The organism is Devosia sp. (genome assembly GCF_039927955.1).
In the GTDB taxonomy this organism is placed as follows: Bacteria; Pseudomonadota; Alphaproteobacteria; order Rhizobiales; family Devosiaceae; genus Devosia.
Map to the genome: position 1 here is coordinate 76,368 of NZ_JBDSUA010000024.1, position 18,973 is coordinate 95,340.

General features: G+C 60.7%; 16 protein-coding genes and 1 pseudogene. 3 read left to right on the forward strand and 14 right to left on the reverse strand.

What is annotated here, in order from left to right; translation table 11 throughout:
• From ABIT12_RS07060 to ABIT12_RS07095, 8 genes and pseudogenes are all read right to left on the reverse strand, one after another.
• Positions 1-1,635: an FGGY-family carbohydrate kinase gene (locus ABIT12_RS07060; RefSeq protein ID WP_348042525.1), complete on the reverse strand. Its 1,635-nt coding sequence runs from the start codon at positions 1,633-1,635 to the stop codon at positions 1-3.
• A 6-nt stretch (positions 1,636-1,641) separates the two neighbouring features.
• Positions 1,642-2,265, reverse strand: a pseudogene (locus ABIT12_RS07065) (HAD family hydrolase); the annotation flags it as partial.
• A 270-nt stretch (positions 2,266-2,535) separates the two neighbouring features.
• Positions 2,536-4,014 (reverse strand): mannitol dehydrogenase family protein, encoded by a 1,479-nt coding sequence (locus tag ABIT12_RS07070; protein WP_348042475.1) that lies wholly within the window; start codon positions 4,012-4,014, stop codon positions 2,536-2,538.
• Positions 4,015-4,031: 17 nt separating this feature from the next.
• Positions 4,032-5,039 carry an ABC transporter ATP-binding protein gene (locus tag ABIT12_RS07075; protein ID WP_348042476.1) on the reverse strand — a complete coding sequence of 336 codons (1,008 nt, stop codon included), beginning with the start codon at positions 5,037-5,039 and terminating at the stop codon, positions 4,032-4,034.
• A gap of 13 nt (positions 5,040-5,052) precedes the next feature.
• Entirely contained in the window at positions 5,053-5,877 is an 825-nt protein-coding gene (locus tag ABIT12_RS07080; RefSeq protein ID WP_348042477.1) for a carbohydrate ABC transporter permease, read from the reverse strand.
• 13 nt (positions 5,878-5,890) lie between these two features.
• Positions 5,891-6,763 carry a sugar ABC transporter permease gene (locus ABIT12_RS07085; protein WP_348042478.1) on the reverse strand — a complete coding sequence of 291 codons (873 nt, stop codon included), beginning with the start codon at positions 6,761-6,763 and terminating at the stop codon, positions 5,891-5,893.
• A 292-nt stretch (positions 6,764-7,055) separates the two neighbouring features.
• Entirely contained in the window at positions 7,056-8,360 is a 1,305-nt protein-coding gene (locus ABIT12_RS07090; RefSeq protein WP_348042479.1) for a sugar ABC transporter substrate-binding protein, read from the reverse strand.
• 155 nt (positions 8,361-8,515) lie between these two features.
• Positions 8,516-9,475 carry a sugar-binding transcriptional regulator gene (locus tag ABIT12_RS07095; RefSeq protein WP_348042480.1) on the reverse strand — a complete coding sequence of 320 codons (960 nt, stop codon included), beginning with the start codon at positions 9,473-9,475 and terminating at the stop codon, positions 8,516-8,518.
• Positions 9,476-9,698: 223 nt separating this feature from the next.
• Here ABIT12_RS07095 and ABIT12_RS07100 point away from each other — a divergent pair, with 223 nt between their 5' ends.
• Entirely contained in the window at positions 9,699-10,073 is a 375-nt protein-coding gene (locus ABIT12_RS07100; protein WP_348042481.1) for a hypothetical protein, read from the forward strand.
• Here the strand turns inward: ABIT12_RS07100 and ABIT12_RS07105 are convergent.
• The 6 genes from ABIT12_RS07105 to ABIT12_RS07130 all read right to left on the reverse strand — a co-directional run bounded on the left by ABIT12_RS07105 (position 10,032) and on the right by ABIT12_RS07130 (position 16,053).
• Complete coding sequence (locus ABIT12_RS07105; RefSeq protein ID WP_348042482.1) at positions 10,032-10,619, reverse strand: septation protein IspZ; 588 nt, start codon at positions 10,617-10,619, stop codon at positions 10,032-10,034. The genes ABIT12_RS07100 and ABIT12_RS07105 overlap by 42 nt on opposite strands.
• A gap of 85 nt (positions 10,620-10,704) precedes the next feature.
• The gene (locus ABIT12_RS07110; RefSeq protein ID WP_348042483.1) at positions 10,705-11,373 is read right to left on the reverse strand and encodes a DUF2306 domain-containing protein; all 669 of its coding nucleotides are present in this window, start codon (positions 11,371-11,373) and stop codon (positions 10,705-10,707) included.
• Between the two features lie 70 nt (positions 11,374-11,443).
• The gene (locus ABIT12_RS07115; RefSeq protein WP_348042484.1) at positions 11,444-12,136 is read right to left on the reverse strand and encodes a hypothetical protein; all 693 of its coding nucleotides are present in this window, start codon (positions 12,134-12,136) and stop codon (positions 11,444-11,446) included.
• Positions 12,137-12,214: 78 nt separating this feature from the next.
• Positions 12,215-12,895, reverse strand: coding sequence for a hypothetical protein (locus tag ABIT12_RS07120; RefSeq protein WP_348042485.1), 681 nt, complete (start codon positions 12,893-12,895; stop codon positions 12,215-12,217).
• Entirely contained in the window at positions 12,892-13,191 is a 300-nt protein-coding gene (locus ABIT12_RS07125; RefSeq protein WP_348042486.1) for a hypothetical protein, read from the reverse strand. The genes ABIT12_RS07120 and ABIT12_RS07125 overlap by 4 nt, the downstream gene beginning before the upstream one ends.
• A gap of 57 nt (positions 13,192-13,248) precedes the next feature.
• Positions 13,249-16,053 carry a LuxR C-terminal-related transcriptional regulator gene (locus ABIT12_RS07130; protein WP_348042487.1) on the reverse strand — a complete coding sequence of 935 codons (2,805 nt, stop codon included), beginning with the start codon at positions 16,051-16,053 and terminating at the stop codon, positions 13,249-13,251.
• 564 nt (positions 16,054-16,617) lie between these two features.
• On the opposite strand from ABIT12_RS07130, the gene ABIT12_RS07135 reads away from it, so the two are divergent.
• Together ABIT12_RS07135 and ABIT12_RS07140 are read left to right on the forward strand one after the other, a co-directional pair.
• Entirely contained in the window at positions 16,618-17,925 is a 1,308-nt protein-coding gene (locus ABIT12_RS07135; protein ID WP_348042488.1) for an MATE family efflux transporter, read from the forward strand.
• Between the two features lie 387 nt (positions 17,926-18,312).
• Complete coding sequence (locus tag ABIT12_RS07140) at positions 18,313-18,918, forward strand: recombinase family protein (protein ID WP_348042489.1); 606 nt, start codon at positions 18,313-18,315, stop codon at positions 18,916-18,918.
• The last annotated feature ends 55 nt before the right edge of the window (positions 18,919-18,973 follow it).

The following is an 18,973-nucleotide window of genomic DNA, read 5'->3' on the forward strand; positions in this document are numbered from 1 at the left end:
TCAGGCGATGGTGTCGATCAGTGCCCTCTGTTTGAGCATTTCAAGGAAGATCTTGTAGTCCTTGTCGAACTGGCCCCGGGCTTCCGGCTCTGGCTTTCGCTCAGTGCCGCCCTGGTGCATGGCAGCGGCCGCCGAAGCCAGATCGGGATAAAGTCCCGCCGCCGTCGCCGCAACGATGGCCGTGCCGAGCAGCGTCGCATCCAGCGTTGATGGCTCCACTACCGTGCAGCGCGTGGCGTTGGCATAGAGCTCCATCAGCAGCGGATTGCGCGTATGCCCGCCGGTGACGTGCAGGGTGTCGATGGCATAGCCCTTCTGGTTCAGCGCCTCCAGAATATGCCGCACCCCTAAAGCGATAGAGACCGCGGTGCGCCAATAGAGGCGGCAGAGGCTGTTGAAATCGGCGTCCAGCGTCAGCCCGGAAATCACCCCCAGGGCATTGGGATCAGCCAGCGGCGAACGATTGCCGTGAAAATCCGGCAGTACATGCAGGCGAGATCCCAGCGCCAGCCCCTCGGTCTGGCGCAACAGCATCACCCGCTCGATGATCGCAGTGTGTCGCGCTGCCGTCGGTTCCCCGCCGGCCCCATGCCAGCGAATGACATGATCAAGCAGCGCTCCCGTCGCCGATTGCCCAGCCTCATTGAGCCAGGCATCGGGCAGCACCGCGCCCGAATATGGCCCCCAGACGCCCGCCGCTGGCCGCGCTTCGCTCGACAGCGCCATAACGCAGCTCGATGTGCCCGCAATAAGCGCCAGATGCCGGTCGATGGTCGATACATCGGTGGCGAACTGCCCCAGCGTTCCCAGCGCCCCGGCATGGGCATCGATCAGCCCCAGCCCGACGCGACACTTGGCAGCTAATCCAAGTTGCGCGGCCGCCACTGCCGACAGCGGCCCCAGATCGGTGCCGATCGGGCTGGCTTGCGCCGGCAGATTACCGCGCTCCAACATGTCCTCAAGCCCGACCTGGGCCAGGAAGTCGGGCTGCCAGCCCTGCTCCAGATGCCCCAGATACGTCCATTTACAGGTCAGCGTACATTGTGACCGCGCCGCCGAACCCGACGCTTTCCAAGTTAGAAAATCGGCGAGATCAAAGAAATAGCCGGCACGTGCCCAGCTCTGCGGCAGATGCCGCTTCAGCCACATCAGCTTGGGCACTTCCATCTCCGGCGACATCACCCCGCCGACATAATCGAGCACGGCATGGCCGGTGCCGGTGCATTCCTCTGCTTCCAGCAAGGCACGATGATCAAACCACGCAATGGTGTCCCACTGCGCGCCGCCCTGCTGCGACACCGTCAGTGGCGCCCCTGCGCTATCCCGCACCACCAGCGAACAGGTCGCATCAAAACTGATGCCGATTACCTCATCGGGCAAGCCACCCGCCGCCGCCATGGCGCTGCGCACGGCGAGGCACACCGCCTCCCAAACCTGCTCCGACGAATACTCGGCGTGGCTGGCATCGTGCCGCTGCAGTTCCAGCGGATGCTCGGCGCGCGCCAGCATGGCCCCCGATGGCGCCACCACCGCAGCCCGCGCACTCGCCGTGCCGACGTCGACCGCCACCAGCAGCTTGCTCTCGCCGCGCGCCCGCTGCTGATGCAGCGCGATCAGCCCCGGCAATGCCCGCATGTCGTCGATCACCGCATCGGCGCCCAGGGCGGCAATCTCGCCGCGCAGCCCGTTGTCGACAATGTGGGTGCCGCCGGTGAAGGCGAACACAAGCATCCCCGCCGCCTGCGCCGCCTTGATACCGGCGGGGCTGTCCTCGATCACCAGGCAATGCTCGGGCGCTACGCCCATTGTCGCCGCCGCATGGATGAACAGGTCCGGATCCGGCTTGCCGCGCGCCACCATCGAGGCGGAAAAGATATTGGGTTCGAACCGCTCCAGCAGCCCGGTCAGCGTCAGGCTCAGCCTGATCCGCTCCAACTGGCTGGAGGAGGCAACGCAGATCGGCAGGTCGATTGCGCCGAGCGTGTCCTTGAGCCAGCGCGTCGGCTTCAATTCTTTGGCGAACAGCTCGTAGAGATCCCCGCGCATCGATTCCAGCGCACCATCGCTGAGCTGCAATCCGTGTGTCTCATGCAGATGCGCGGTAATGCTCTGCAGGCTTTTGCCCAGAAAGTCTCGAAATCCAACCGCAGGGTCGATCTGCAACCCCGCCGCGGCGATGACCTGCAGCAGCACGCGCATGGCCAGCGGCTCGCTATCGACCAGCACCCCGTCACAATCGAAAATCACCAGTTTGATTTCAGCCATGAGCGGGCGATACCGGCACACTGTTGCGGCGTGATGTCAGCATACGAGCGAAGTCCTCCGCCCAAAGGCTAGCACACACAGCTGCAACGGAAAGTGCTTGTTCCAGTCGTCGGCTGCGGAATTTTACATCCACAGGACGGCACCTCCCCTTGAAGGGGGAGGATGGGAGGGGTGTGGAAAGCCCGAATATCGGGGCTTACAACCCCCACCCTTGATCCCTCCCCACAAGGGGGAGGGTGTCGACTGAAGCGTCGGCGGTAACCTGAGGTTCTACAACGAGCCCTCGATATACCGCGTCAGTGTCGCTCTTGTGCCCTGTACCCACAGGGTCTTCAATGTGTGATTGAACGCCGCGAAATAGGCCGCATTGGTGGCCAGTTCGCCGAAAATGTCGCTCATTTCCAGCCAGGCCGACGGGGCTTCCTTGGCGCGTTTGGCCTGGGTGGTGAGGCGGTCCCAGATCGGATCGTTGGGCGCAATCGGCTTGCCGCTATCGGTTTCGCCATAGCAGTAGCGGCACCACAGCGCCGAGACCAAGGCCAGGCCGATCACGTTCTGGCCGGCATTGATCCGGTCCAGCGCCGTCGGCAGGATGAACTTGGGCTGGCGGTTTGAACCATCCAGGCACAGCCGGGTGATGGTGTCGCCGATCTTGGGATTGGCGAAGCGGCTTTCGATCAGTTTGTAGTACTCGCCCAGATCCGTATCCGGCACGGGCGGCACCGAGGGGATAATCTCCTCGCGTTCCAGTTTTTCGAGGAATTTGCGCACCAGCGGCTCTTCCATCGCCTCATGGACGAAATGGATATCCAGCAGCGCCGCGGGATAAGCGATGGTGGCGTGACCGCCGTTGAGAATGCGGATTTTCATCAGCTCATACGGCGCCACATCGGGCACGAACTGCACGCCGACCTGTTCCAGCTTCGGCCGCCCGGCCGGGAAATGGTCTTCGACCACCCACTGCTTGAAGGTCTCGCAGAACACTGGCCAGTTATCGGCAATGCCGAAATCATCGGCCAGCATCTGCTTTTCACGATCCGAAGTGGCGGGCGTGATGCGATCGACCATCGAATTGGGGAACGCCACATTGCTGCGCACCCAACCGGCCAGTTCGGCGCTGACCAGTTCGGCCAGACCGACCACGGCATTCTGCGTCACATGGCCATTGCCCGGAATATTGTCGCACGACATGACGGTGAAGGCCGCAACGCCCGCGTCGCGGCGACGCATCAATCCGGCAAGAATCAGCCCGAATGCGGTCTTGGGCGCTGCGATGTTCCTGGCGTCATAGGCGATATCGGGATGGGACGGATCGAACTTCTGCGAGGCGGGATCGATGAAATAACCACCCTCGGTGATCGTCAGTGAAACGATGCGGATCGCCGGATCGGCGAGTTTGAGGAGGATCGCCTCGGTCTGGCCCGGCTGCAGGTAGTCGATCATCGCATTGGTGACGCGGGCCGAGGAATGATCGGCCTCCTGCTCCACCACCGTGGTCAGCCAGTCCTGCGCCTTGAGCTTTTGGCGCATCGCCTCATCGGCATCGCGCACCCCGGCCCCGACGATGGCCCAATCCCGGTCGAGCCCGGCATTGAACAGATCATCGAGATAGACGGCCTGGTGGGCGCGGTGAAAGTTGCCCACGCCGAAATGCACGATGCCGGCAGTCAGATCGCTTGCCGCATAGGCAGGCACGGCGGCGCGGGCGGAAATTTCGGCAAGGGCGGCGGCGTTCAGGGTCGTGGGCATAGCTTAGTCCTTGCGCATTATTTCAGCGATTGCGCGTCTTTATCAAAGCGATAGATGCGCGTGGCATCGGGCACAAGATAGACCGTCTCGCCATGGTGGAATTCCTGTTCGCCCTGGGTGCGGATGGTCATCAGGCCAAAGCTGTCGACATGGACGTGCAGGAAAGTGTCGGAGCCGAGCTGCTCGGCCACCCCGATGGTACCCTTCCACGACCCCGGCATGCTGGTGCGCGAAATGGTGAAATGCTCGGGACGCACGCCGATCGAATGCGCATTGTATTTGGCGGCCTCCGCGCCATCGACGAAGTTCATTTTGGGCGAGCCGATAAAGCCGGCAACGAAGCGGTTGGCGGGCGAACGGTAGAGCTCGAGGGGCGAACCGAACTGTTCGACCCGCCCTGCGTTCAGCACCACGATCTTGTCGGCCATGGTCATGGCTTCAACCTGATCGTGGGTGACGTAGATCATCGTGGTCTTGAGTTGCTGATGCAGTTCGGTGATTTCGAGGCGCATGTTGACGCGCAGGGCGGCATCAAGGTTCGACAAAGGTTCGTCGAACAGGAAGGCCTTGGGCTGGCGCACGATGGCGCGGCCGATGGCGACGCGCTGACGCTGGCCGCCGGAGAGGTTACGCGGCTTGCGTTCGAGATAATCGGTGAGGTTGAGGACGCGGGCGGCGTCCTTGACCTTCTTGTCGATCACGTCCTTGGGCTGGTTGGCCATTTTCAGCGGAAAGGCAATGTTCCCGTAAACCGTCATATGCGGATAAAGCGCATAGGACTGGAACACCATCGACAGCTGCCGGTGCGCCGGGGCTGCGTCGGTCATGTCCTTGCCATCGAGCTTGATGACGCCCGAGGTGGTGTCTTCGAGGCCGGCGATCAGCCGCAGCAGCGTGGACTTGCCACAACCCGAGGGGCCGACAAAGACGATGAATTCGCCGTCCTTGATGTCGAGGCTGATGTCGGGAATGACGGCGTGGGTGCCGAAGCTCTTGTTGACGTGTTCGAGTGTGATGCTGCCCATTTGATGTCCCCTGTTATTTCACTGCGCCAAACGTCAGGCCACGAACCAGTTGCTTCTGGCTGAACCAGCCCAGCAGCAGGATCGGAGCGATGGCGAGTGTCGATGCGGCAGATAGCTTGGCCCAGAACAAGCCTTCCGGGCTTGAATAGGATGCGATGAATGCGGTCAGCGGCGCGGCCTTGGCGGCGGTCAGGTTCAGGGTCCAGAACGCCTCGTTCCAGGCCAGGATGATGTTGAGCAGCAGCGTCGAGGCAATGCCCGGCACCGCCATCGGCACCAGCACGTAGACCAGCTCCTTCCACAGCAACGCCCCATCCATGCGGGCGGCTTCCAGGATGTCGATCGGGATTTCCTTGAAGTAGGTGTAGAGCATCCAGATCACGATCGGCAGGTTGATCAGCATCAGCACCACGGTCAGGCCCCAGACATTGTCGAGCAGGCCCAGCGTCTTGAAGATCAGATACATCGGCACCAGCACGCCAACCGCCGGCATCATCTTGGTGGAAAGCATCCACATCAAGATGTCCTTGGTCTTGGGCGTTGGTGCAAAGGCCATCGACCAGGCCGCCGGAATGGCGATCAGCAAGGCCAGGAATGTCGAGCCGACCGAGATGATCACCGAGTTGAGGAAATGCCGGAAATAATCCGAACGGCTCTGCACCTCGAAGTAGTTATCCAGCGTCCAGTGTGGCCACATCATCGGCGAGGCGATGGCCTCGGCTTCCGGTTTGAAGCTGGTGATGATGGTCCATAGGATCGGAAACACGATCAGGAAGGCGATGAACCAGGCGGCGATCGTCCAACCGATTTTGACGGTAGTTGTTGGTGTGCGTGCCATTTTCCAAATTCCCTCAAGCGTCCAGGTTCTTGCCGATGAAGCGCATCAGGAAGAAGGCCACGATATTGGCGAGGATCACGGCAATCACGCCGCCCGCCGCTGCACCGCCAACGTCGAAATCCCCCAGCGCTATTTTATAGACGAGGAAGGCCAGGTTGGTTGAGGCAAAGCCCGGTCCGCCCTGCGTGGCGACGAGAATTTCCGCGAACACCGAGAGCAGGAAGATGGTCTGGATCAGGATCACCACGGTGATGGCGCGCGAGATATGCGGCAGCGTGATGTAGGCGAAGCGGCGGATGGCATTGGCGCCGTCCATTTCGGCAGCTTCCTTCTGGTCCTCGCTCAGCGATTGCAGCGCTGTCAGCAGGATCAGCGTGGCAAAGGGGAGCCACTGCCAGGCAACGATGACGATCACCGAAAACAGCGGATAGGTCTGCAGCCAGGCGACCGGCGTCGCGCCGAAGAAGCGCCAGATATGGGAGAAAATGCCGTTGACCGGATCGAGCAGCATGTTCTTCCACACCAGGCCCGAAACAGTCGGCATGATGAAGAAGGGCGAGATCACGAGGATACGGACAATCCCCTGCCCGAACATCGGCTGATCGATCAGCAGCGCCAGAAGGATGCCCCCGATCACGGTGATGGCGAGCACGCTCAGCACCAGCACCAGCGTATTGATCAGCGCGCCCAGAAACACCGGATCGGTGAGGAAGTAATAGTAGTTGGTCAGCCCGTTGAAGCGCACCGGCGCGGCGGACAGCAGCTTGTAGTTCTGAAACGAGAACCACAGCGTCAAAACCAGCGGCACCACCATCCAGACCAGCAGGACGAAGACCGAAGGCGCGAGCATGGTGCGGGCGAGGCCGCGCGTTTGTTGAGTTGCCATTTTTACCCCTCGATACAGACGGCAGAACGGACCAACGTGTTGGTCGGAATTTGAAGCGCGATGCTTCAGTCGACGCCCTCCCCCTTGTGGGGAGGGATCAAGGGTGGGGGTTTGTCCGGGCACTGCATGTGCGGAAGCATACCCCCACCCTGCTCGATCACGGACTTAGCAAGCTAAGTCCTATCTCGCTTCCCTCCCCACAAGGGGGAGGGTGACCCGACTGTTAGATCTCGAGAAACCCTGTTCACGAGCTGGACTGCCGGACAGCCGCCCGACAGTCCTTCCCGGGAGGTTACTGGATGTAGCCAGCCTTGGTCATTTCGCGGACCGCCGTGTCCTGGGCCTGCTTCAGAGCATCATCAACCGAGGTCTGGCCGGCAAGCGCTGCCGAGAAGATCTGGCCAACAGTGGTGCCCAGGCCCTGGAACTCGGGGATGGCGACGAACTGCACGCCGGTATAGGGCACGGGCTTGACGGTCGGCTTGGTCGGGTCGGCCGAATTGATCGAGGCCAGGGTCATGGCAGCGAATGGAGCCGCCTTCTGGTATTCCGGATTGGCGTAGAGCGAAGCGCGGGTGCCCGGGGGAACGTTGGCCCAGCCTTCCTTGCTCGCCACCAGTTCGGTGTAGTGCTTGGAGGTTGCCCAGGAGATGAACTTCTCGGCAGCTTCTACCTTGGTCGAACCAGCCGGAATGGCCAGGTTCCAGGCCCACAGCCAGTTCCCGCGCTTGCCAAGGCCCTTATCGGGGGCCTGAGCGAAACCGACCTTGTCGGCAACGGTCGAGTCAGCGCCGGTCACGAACGATGCGGCAACAGTGGCGTCGATCCACATGCCGCACTTGCCGGTCTGGAACAGCGCCAGGTTTTCGTTGAAGCCGTTCGAGGAAGCGCCGGCCGGGCCGTCTGCCTTCATCATGTCGACGTAGAAGTTGAGCGTATCTTTCCACTCAGGCTGATCGAACTGGGGTGCCCATTTCTCATCGAACCAACGCGCGCCGAACGAATTGGACATGGCCGTCAGGAACGCCATGTTTTCGCCCCAGCCGGCCTTGCCGCGCAGGCAGATGCCGTTGATGTCATTGGCGCGGTCGGTCATCTTGTCGGCAGCTTCCCGGATGAAATCCCAGGTCGGTGCGTCCGGCATGGTCAGGCCAGCCTTTTCCATCAGGTCCTTGCGGTACATCACCATCGAAGATTCGCCGTAGAACGGGGCTGCATAGAGCTTGCCGTCAACGGTCAGGCCGCCGCGGATGGCGGGCAGCAGATCGTCCACGTCGTAATCGGCGCCCAGGTTGTCCAGTGGCACCAGCCAGCCCTGCTTGGCCCAGATCGGGGCTTCGTAGGTGCCGATAGTCAACACGTCATACTGACCGCCCTTGGTGGCGATATCGGTGGTGACTTTCTGGCGCAGCACGTTTTCTTCCATCGTCACCCATTCGAGCTTGATGTCGGGATTGGCGGCAGTGAAATCGTCGGTGAGCTTCTGCATGCGGATCATGTCGCCGTTGTTCACGGTGGCGATGGTCAGCGTTTCGGCGGAAGCCGTGCCGATGAGCGCGAGCGACAGCGCGCCCACGAACAGTGGTGTCAGTTTCATGGTAGTCCTCCCAAGTCAGACGGGCATTTGCCTCGGTCTTGGGCAAATACTCACAACATTTGCATAGCTGTCAAGCGCCATTCGCATGGACGCGTTGAGGTACGCCCCTCACAGGGATGGCCGAAAACGGTAGCGATTTTGGAAGAAATCAGCGCTTACAGGGGCTTAAGCAGGTCAGCCGCGGTCTGCTCATCTGTTAACAATCCATTGACGAGACGCCGGTTCAGCGCCGCGCGAATGCCGGGCAATTTTTTCTTGCCCTGAGCGATTGCTATGACGGTGGAGGATTCACGCGACGGCATCGGTGCGCTGGCGACCCGATCATTGGTCAGTCCATCGATCATCTTGCCATTGGCATCAAAGCACCAGCCGACAATTTCGCCCACCGCACCGGCCTTTTGCAGGGCCTTCAATTCCGTCTCGGTGATGAAGCCATCGAGATACAAAGGCGCCTGCGGTCCCAGATCGCCGATGCCGATAAATGTGACATTGGCCCGCGCCGCCAGTTCCAGCGTATCGCGGATCATCGGCTGGCCCAGCAGCAGTTCCCGCTCGCGCGCCGATGAGGCAATCACCGGCAGCGGCATAGGAAAGCTGCGCGCCTTGACCGAGTCGGCGAGATTGAAAATGACGTTGTAGAACGCCGCCGACCCGTCGGGTGCGATCGAGCCGGTGAGCGACACGATCTTGTGCTGCGGACAATCCATTGGCGGTAATTGCTCGATCGCCGCCTTCAGCGTGCGCCCGGTGCCGATCGCCATAATGATCGGCTCCGGCGAACGCAACCGCCGCTCGATCTCCGCCGCCGCCGCCTGAGCCACGCCAACGGTGGTGGAATCCGAACCTGGATCGGATGGCACCACTTCTACCAGATCCAGCGAATAGCGCTGCCGCAACCGCTCGGCCAGTTCCATGCATTGGGCAATCGGATGGTCGAGCCGAACCTTGATCAGCCCCTCTGACACCGACAGCGACACCAGCCGCTGTGCCGTCTGCCGCGACACGCCGAGCTTTTGCGCAATCTGTTCCTGATTATTGCCTGCCACATAATACAGCCAGCCGGCCCGCGCCGCGTCATCCAGCCGCGTCGCCGAAGTCTCGTGCCGAACTGCCATGTCAGCTCCCTGCCAAATCGGGCAAATATTCGGGCAATGCAGATTTGCCCGCAACCGTTGTTTTACCCGAAGCAGCCCGACGCACAAGCCGCCGCTTCGACCCCTGGCGTGGGCGTGGCAGACAAGATCGCCCTGGCAATACATTTAGCTGGTCTGCGTACAAACCCTTTTCTATCGATTGCAGGGGTGTTGGCGACTCTGGGGCGGCGGAGATTGCCGGTACTTGTCATCGACGACAGTCGATCCGGCTTGGCAAATAATTGGGGCTATTGTCAGCAAGGTTGCATCCGGCGCGACCTCCAGCGGCGACGCCGCCCGCCAGGTCGGCCAGCTCGAGCGGAAGGCCAAAGCCGCTTTGGGTCTTCTGGAAGCAGTGGACAAGACCTTGGCCGAAGCGTTTGCCATCCTGAACCAGGACGGTCCGCGGGTGATCACCCTGTTGACCGAGGCGGCGGGCAGCTTTGTCGATCAAAGCGCCATCCTGGAAGCGCTGGGCGATGCGCAATTTGCCATCTCCGCCCCGGCGACCGATGACCGGGCCAAGCCCGATACGGTGTCAATCGATCGCGACATGGAGCGCACCCGCTGCTCGCATTGAGCGGATCCGGCGCACAGTGGTGAGCCGTATTGCAACGAACCCAGCGATGAACACAGCCGCCTTACTGACGATACCGAAGACCAGCATGACGAGCGCCCATGTTGGCAAATCGCAAGTGACTGCCACTAAGCCATTCACGACCGCCGTCGCAAACATCAGGGTGGCCCATGCGTAACCGGTGGCTATGGCGATATCGGGCGCCACTGTCCTGGCCGGAGCCGGCAAGTAACGCAGCATCCAGCCGGCCTTTAGCATTGCAACACCGACGATTGCATAGACCACGCTGGGTTTCAGCAGCACGAAGCGCGGATCATTGGTGAAGATGGTCGCGCTGCCCGCAATGATCACTAGAAACAGGCTCAGCCATTCCATCATGTGGACCGGCCTACCCCGACCAAGTTGAATGACAATCTGGATCAGGCCAAAAGCTGTCCCCAGCCCGACAGACAGGACGGAGTTGTGCGTCAGCAGAAAAGTTATGAAAAACAGGAGCGAAGAGGCGAGATCGAGTAGGAGGAATTTCGTCGCTTTGAGAAAATCTTGCATGGGAGGATCCTGACGAGGGGCTGTTGCTGCCATTGCAGCGGAATAGCGCGGTTGAGGTCAGTGGGTGGCAATGCTCAGAAAATGGTCAGCGGGACCGATCCCAGCGACGCCTGCGGATTAGCCATTCCGCGATGACGAGGTTGATCACCCATGCACCACCCATCAGCAGGGCCAATGTGTTGGGGTCCGACTTGCCCCAGATGATCGTTGAAGGAATCTGGATCAATGCCTGTGTTCCGGCCCCTAATCCGATCGCATAAGCGCGGCGCATCCAGTCCTGGTGTTGGCTGATATTGCGACGCTGGATGGCGGTGAGGCCAAGTATGATAGAAACGACCATGGCCAAGCCAAAGAATAGCCGGAAGGCGTGCAGCAAGGCGCTGTCGGCCGGAACGATCGCATAAAACTCTGCCATCCAGAGCCCGGCAAATGCTGCACCCAGACCGGCGGCGACGAGTACGCGGCCAGCGGCGCGATGCCAGGCCGGGTAGCGGCGTCGAAGTCCCGGCGAAAACTGAAGCGCTCCAAGAAGACTGTAGATCGTGGCGCTGATGATGTGCACGACGACCGGAATGGGCGAAGCAACGAAGCGAATATTCTGCGGGGTGACGACTGGGTGGGTGGCCAATGTGGTCAGCCGCACACTGCCCGCCAGGATCGGGATGAGAGCCAGGGCGATAAGTCCTGCCGGGATAAGCCAGTCGGCAGCGCTCGATGCGCCTTTGGGCCTTGTTGTGGTTGCGTACGTGGTCATCAGCAACTCCTGTGCCGAGGAGAAGATGGCCAGGAGGCCACCTTCCGTTCTGCAAAATTGGTTCTCGAGCTCATCGGGTTTGGGCCTGGTCAAGCGCTGGGTTGCCGGCATGTGCACGGGAGGCCACTACTTCGTCTCCGCGCCGTTCAGACCAGAGCGAATAGCCGAGCAAGATCAGGGCAATGCCCATCGGTACAGCTGCGTAACGCTGCAGGGCGTGGGGCAGCAGTGCAGCCGCCGGCGTGATGACTGCTGCGACCGCAAGCAGGATTGCCGGCCAGCGGGGCAGTACGCCAGCCCGCACGGTGGCAATCCCGAACAACAGGCCACCCAGCAGGTAGCAGACTCCAAGCACGGCATAGGTCGGCACGAGAGCGCCTATATTCATTTCGCCGGGATGGCCGTTGACGACGCCCAGATAGCTGTCAATGAACCCGGGCAATGGTCCGGCGATGACGGGTAACACCAGGAGTTCGACAAAGACAAAGGCGGTCTGCAACCAGAAGGAAACGCCCAGCAAGGCGAACCCCGCAAACCCGAGCCACCCGGCCTTTTCAGCCTGTCGAGCGTAGAGCCCGGTTATGGCGATCAAGAAGAAAAGGCACATGGCGAACTTCAGGCCGATGATGATCGTCCACGTACTGGTGGTGACCGAGGCAAGCACGTCAGCGGGATGGATTGGTTGAATGCCGGCGAAGATGAGCCCTGCTGCTATGGCCGCCAGTCCCGACCAGCGAATTAGACCTGAAGTGGTGATGTTCATTTTGATGTCCTGAGTTCAAGGTTGTGGGGAAACAGGCGTCCGTCCGGACGCCCGTCGACGCGCGTTAAATCTTCGAGGTCAAAGGGCCGGTGCTAGGTCAACTAACGTGCTGTCCGTCACCGATGCGGCAGCGTTGCGCCGTTCCGACCACAGCGCGTAGCCGAGCCAGATCAGGGAAAGGCCCACTGGCAGGGCAACTTTAGGCTGAAGGTCTAGCGGAAGCAGTGCCGCCAGCGGACCGGCTGCAGTCCCGATGGCGAGCAGGACACCAGCCCAACGCGGCAGGATGTTTGCGCGGAACGTGGCGATGCCAAACAAGAGCCCGCCGAGGATGTAAAGTGGACCGGCCAGCAACCACAGCGATGGCAGCGCGCCTAGGTCAATCGGGCTCGCTGTGCCGTTGAACATCCCCAGCCAGCCAGCGACAAAAGATGGCGCCACAGTCGCCAGCATCGGCAAGACGAGCACCTCTACGAACGTGAAACCCAGGATGATTGCCAGCCACAGGCTGAGCAGGATGTACCCGAACAGGCCGATCCAGCCCGACTTTTCTGCTTGCCGGGCATAGAGCCCCATCAGACCGAACAGGCCGAAGATCGACATGGCCATGGCAAGGATATGAACCGCGACCCAAGCGGGGGAGGAGACTGCCAGGAACTCGTTGGGTGGATGAAACGCTCCAACGAGAACGTAGGAGATCCCGGCTATGACTGCGGCAAGGCCGGACCAACGGATCAGGCTGGGGGCGGTAATGTTCATTTGGTTTCCTCGGTTGGTGTCTGGATGGAGCGAAGCTCGGTTGATCCCGAAAGGGGGCGTTCGATACATGAGAGCGAAACAAGGGTCAGGCCGAGGTCACGGATGCGCTGGAGCAGACCGTGCAGCGCCGCCTGATCCGCCACAATGCCGCCGAGCGTGGTCGTGCCATTGCTCTGGTGGGTGAGTTCGGGGACATCCAGTTGCGCGCGCCAGCGCATATCGAGATGGCCCTTGAGGCAAATCTCGAAGGTCGCGGCTCCGTGGTGTGCCGATGCCTTTGGGGGTGGTGTGTTCATGCGCTCCTCGGCTTCGTGCCGTGGCGAACGTCGTGTTCGCTGGGAGCGGTGTGCACGTCAGTGTGGTGAGGGCGCCTCACCACATCTGGTGAGCCAGACGAAAAAATGCGTTTTATGGAGTCGGGTGCCGATGCGGGGTGACGAAGACTTATCGCTGCTGACTGCGGACGAGCAGATTAGTTCATCGGCGCGGTGCACGGCGGAACGGCGACTGTTGACGCCGAGCTTTTCAAAAATATTCTTGGTATGCGTTCGCATCGTGTTCAGCGAAATCATCAATTCGCGCGCGATCTCTGGACCACCCAGATCGCTGCGCAACAGCCGCAGCACATCCAGCTCGCGATCACTGAGCGGTTCGATCAGGCCCGGCTGCGCAGGCGGTTTTGCTTCAACCGGTCCGAAGCCGGCCAGCAGGCTGCGCGTGTAGACCGGCGTGACGCCGCGTTTGAGCGCCAGTTTCAGCAGTGTGGCCATCCGTTCCCCGCCTTCGAGGAAGACCCGGACATAACCCTCCGGTTCCGCCAAAGTCAGCGCACGCTCCAGCACGACAAGCGCGGCAGGGATATCCGCAACGCTTCCATAAGCCAGCGCCTGAAGGAGCAAAATCTCGATAAGGCTGCCCGTTCTTTTGCCGCGCAGTGCTTGCTGGCCAAGGCGCTCAAGGAGCTGAACTGCTTGGTCCTCGCCATTGTGTTGCGCAAGCAGTAACCGCGCCAAAGTAATGTGCTCGAATTCGTGCAGGTAACTGAGTTCGTCATCAGCAGCTATCTCGGCTTCGAGCTGCCAGCGTTGCGCCTCGTCCAGTCGTCCCTGCAAAATCGAGATGCGGGCCTGCATTGCCGCGACGGGACGAACATGGGGAAAAAAGTCACTGACATAGAGCCGAACGGCTTCCCCCATCAGCGCAGCAGCGTCAACAAGATCACCCTTGTCCCGCAACAGGTGGGCCGAAGCCACGCGCAAACGATAGGGGTGTTGCGGCAGACCGGCCTGTTCTCCCAGATCCTGGCTTCTGGATAGGTGGTCATGGGCCGCCTTGAAATCATTACGCTCGCGATACAGCGCGCTGAGCCCGGCATGAATGTCGGCCGTTCCGCGCAGGACTGCACCACTCGATGTTGCGACGAGTTGCAGTGCCTGCTGGTAGGTCTGCTCGGCCTGACGTAGTTGACCCAGAGCAAGCAGGATGTCGGCAAGAGCAATAGAAACGCCGAGCATGTCAGCGATATGCCCAGCGCGCTGCAACCCGTTTTTGCCTTCGAGCCACGCGGAGTAAGCGGCCTCCAGATCGCCTGCAGACCAAAGGGCAATTCCCAGCATGGAGGACCCCGCTGCGCGAGCCAAATGGTCGTCAACGGGGGCCACCTCCAGCACTTTTTGCGCGTGATGGATCAGGCTGGGCAGGTCACCGCGAACTTGAGCAAGGGCGGCGCGATAAAGTTCGACGGCCCCAGCGACGCGCGGTAGCTGGACCTGATCGATGACTATGACGCCGTGTGCCGAAGTGGTCTTGCCATCTTCTGAAAGAGCGACGAGGCACCGCTCGATATCGCGCAGGCGATCCTCGATCCCGGCAAACTCGCCAAAGGACACCAGCCCGCCGACGAGGCCGATGCCAAGCACCGGTCTGGTGCTTACCAATTCGTGGGGAAGCAGATGTGCCCACCGACGAATGGTGGCCTCCTGGCGGTTCCGTTGCATATCAGGCAAGGCACGCTCGATCAGCCCTGCTGCCCGTTCGAGATCGTTGCCAGCAAGTGCATGCTGGATCGCTTCGATCCGTTCGCCGCACTGCTCGTACCAGTCACTGGCACGCCGGTGCAGCGTCGGCAGGTCTCGCCGACCTTCGTCGCCAATGTGGGATCGCAGCACATCGGCGAACAGGTGGTGATACCTGTACCATTGGCGCCGGTCATCCAATGGCACCATGAACAGGTTCTGGCGGTCCAGCGCCTCCAGCATTGCCTTGCCGCCGTTTGAGCCGGTAACGGCGTCGCAAAGCGGGCCGCTCAGCCTTTCAAGGAAACAGGTCGATAGTAGGAAGCTGCGAACCTCTTCGGATTGGCGCTGCAGGACTTCCTCGACCAAATAGTCAAAAATGAAGCGGTCGTTGCCGGCAAAGCCTTTAACGAAAGCAGACAGGTCATGACGACCCTGCATCGACAAAGCCGCCAGTTGCAGGGCGGCGACCCACCCCTCGGTTCGTGCCTCAAGAACTATGACATCCTTTGCCGACAGCCCCAGATGCATGGCGCCGTTGAAATATCGGGCCGTTTCGTTGCCGGTGAACCGCAGGTCAGCCGAGCGCACCTCAACCAGTTCGTTGCGGGCCCGCAGCCGCGCCAGTGGGAATGGAGGATCGACCCGAGTGCTGATCACGATGTGAACATGGGCTGGTATGTGCTCGACCAGGAATGCCATGCCGGTATGGACATCCTGGTGCTCGATCAAGTGATAGTCGTCGAGCACCAGATTGAGCCCGCCGGACAATGCGCTGAGCTCGTTCACCATGCCCGCCAGTACAAGTTCAGTTGGCGGCTGACCGGCCTTCAGAATGGACAATGGGCCGGCGCCGACACTCGGCACCGCGGTCTGCAATGCCGTGATCAAATAGGACCAGAACGTTCCGGGATCGTTGTCGCCCTTATCAAGCGCTAGCCACGCCGTGGCTTGCGTTTCCGACGACGCTTCCGCCAGCCATTCAGTAAGCAGTGTGGTCTTTCCAAATCCGGCAGGTGCAGAGATCAGAGTCAGCTTTGCCTCGGCGCCGCGTTTCAGGTGTTCCCTAAGACGAGGCCGTTCGACCAGACCGGATCGCAGCTTGGGGATGAACAGCTTGGTCGCAACCAGCGGGCCGGCCATGGTGTCAATCCCCGGTGAACTGACCAAATGATAGCACTATCGGGCCAACGAGTCGCGGCTGGGCTTGGCTTTTTACTGCTTTGATAGCTCCTCGGCGAGCAGATCGAAGACGACGCGGATCCGCCTGCTGGTGTTGACTTCGCGATGGGTGACTAACCACATCGAAAAGGTCAGCGGTTCAAGGTCAGGTAGCACGCGAGTGACCAGCGGTTCCTCGCTGGCCGGTCTCGACCCCTTTCATGATGCCGGCATTGTTGGCGGCCTGGAACAGCGCATAGCCAGCAATCGCACTCCGATTTTGTGTTTCCGACAGTACCTTGACAACCGCGTTGTTGGGGAGCATCAAGCGTGCGGTTGCTGACGCCCGCCGCTCGCCGGATAGTCCGATGGTGAAGTTCAGCCTAGAAGACCTTGATCGCTCCTCTTAAGGCGGTTCATGGCAACGCGAGCTCCCATGAGATGTTCCGCCCTAACGAGGCTACACTCATGCCCCCCGCAAACCACGGGTTCACCCATGACCCGATTGCGAAGGTTCTCCTTCGCACCGCACTCCCCATTGTTTTCTTGACCAGTATCAACGGCCTCCTGACGGTCGTCGACGCAATGCTGCTTGGTGCATTTGTCGGTCCGGAGGCACTGGCCGCCGTCACCTTGATGTTCCCTGTCTCCATGCTACTGCTGGCGCTCTCCGCCATGGTGTCGTCGGGCATGGCCAGCATCGTGGCGCGTCAGCTCGGCGCCGGCCACCTGACAGAGGCAAAGGCCACCTTTGCCGGCGCGCACGGGTTGTCCATTCTGATCTGCTTCATCCTGGGCGTGGCTCTCCTGGCCTTCAGTCAACCCGCGGTGGCCGCCGTTACAGCGGACCCGGCACTTGCTGCCATGGGACATCAGTTCTTGATGATTTCTGTACTGACTTCACCGATCATGTTCCTGGTTTCCGTCCACTCCGACGCCCTAAGAGTTGAAGGCAAGATCGGCTTCATGGCGCTGGCGGGCCTTATGGTCTCTCTCGGGAACATTGCCTTTAACATCCTGCTCATTGCCGGATTTGGACTCGGTGTCGCCGGATCGGCTTGGGGAACCGCAGCCGCCCAAGGGGTCGCCCTTTCGGTGATGCTGGTGTTTCGTCTAGCAGGCAAAGCACGCCTGCCGGTGCCTACACCGGACCGCAACTGGCGGGAGCGGTGGATGGAAATTCTTGCACTGGGGGCGCCACGCAGCCTGAGTTTTCTTGGGATCGCTCTTGGCGCCACGGCGACCATAGCGTCCGTTGGCCTCCACGTTACCACCGGCAACGATGAGATCATCGCTGCCTATGGTGCCGTTACGCGGATCATGACCTTTGCCTATCTCCCACTGTTGGGGCTGAACCTTGCCATGCAGGCTGTGGTCGGGAACAACTACGGCGCTGGTTACAAGGACCGGTCGGTCGCCGCCCTCCGGCTGGCGCTGCTGTTGTCGCTCATCTATTGCGGCTTGGCCGAGGTCGCGTTCTTGGCGTTCAGAGACAGCCTGGGCGGCCTGTTCGTATCCGATGCCGCAGTGGTTGGGGAAGTCGGCCGCATCCTGCCCATCTATGCTGCGCTCTACTTTACACTGGGGCCGATGATGATGATTGCCGGGTACCTGCAGAGTATAGGCGATGCCAAGCGTTCGGCCTTGCTTTCGGTGGCGCGAACCTACCTCTTCGCAATCCCGCTCACCTTCGCCCTGCCGTTCCTGATGGGTGAGACCGGTATATGGGCCGCCTTGCCGACTGCAGACCTGATGCTGGTTCTGATCACGGTCGTGATCCTGTCACGCCGTGGCGGGCTTTTAGGCGAGGCTCGGTCGAAGCTGCCTGGCAAGTTGGATGCTGCTGCGCAGTGACTCAGTCTCGAAAATAGATCCCGACGTATAGGTGCCGATCGGGTCGATCTGTTCTTTGATACATCGAAGGCACTGACCGCTCTCGAAACATACCCTCCCGGAACGGCATCTCTTGCCGTCTGCCGTTCCGGGAGCTGCCAGTGTGTTTCCAACCCCGTCGCCGCAGGCAGCAACCAACCCATTTCGGCCGTTCACGCACTGATTTCAATTTCTCGAAAGCTGCCGTTCCTCCGCTCAATTCGACATTTTGGCGCTGCCAGCAGATGGCAGCTAGTCGCATTTGATCCTTTGTTGCGCCGAGGCAGCAACGGGCGGTTCCATTTGACAACTGGCGTGCCGAACCTGTTTGGTTAGGCGTTGTCAATTTCACTCCTTTAAGCGGATGACATGGCCACGTTTCTGTATGCATACGTTTCGACGGCAGAAGAGACTATCGCCCATCAGCGCGGCGAAGTGCTCGCCGCTGGCTACTCTTTTGACCGCGTCATCTGCGACTATGTCGACCTTGGAGCCCAGACAACGTTGCATCAACGCCGGCAAGGGAGACGTTTATTTGATCTCCTTCAGTGGGGCGATGAGCTGTTAGTTCGATGCTTAGCCAGACTGGGCCGTGACGAAGCTGAGGTAACCCGGACAATGCTCGAGTTCCTCAAAATGGGGGTCACCATCCGGTCGGTTATTGACGGCGCATCCTATCGTGGCGGCGAACTTACTGGGATGACTATTCGGGAGGCCATGACAGCCTGTGGCGCCATGGCGCAGAAGCAGTCCGATAGCCGTCGCCTGGCACAGGGAACTAACCTTGGTCTGGCGTCGAACGAGCGAAAAAGCCGGAAGCCCACTTGCGATCGGGCCACATTCGACATCATCAATACCTTGTTGGGACGAGGTATTGCACTAACCGCGGTGGCCGATGCCGCCAAGGTTGATACGCTGACCGTTCGTCGCATTAGAAACAACCCGGCAAGGCAGGTCAGTTTATACGGGTCCTGATAGGGTCTCGCTTATTGTCCATTGCCTCAAGATGCGACCTCTCAAAATGGGCGCC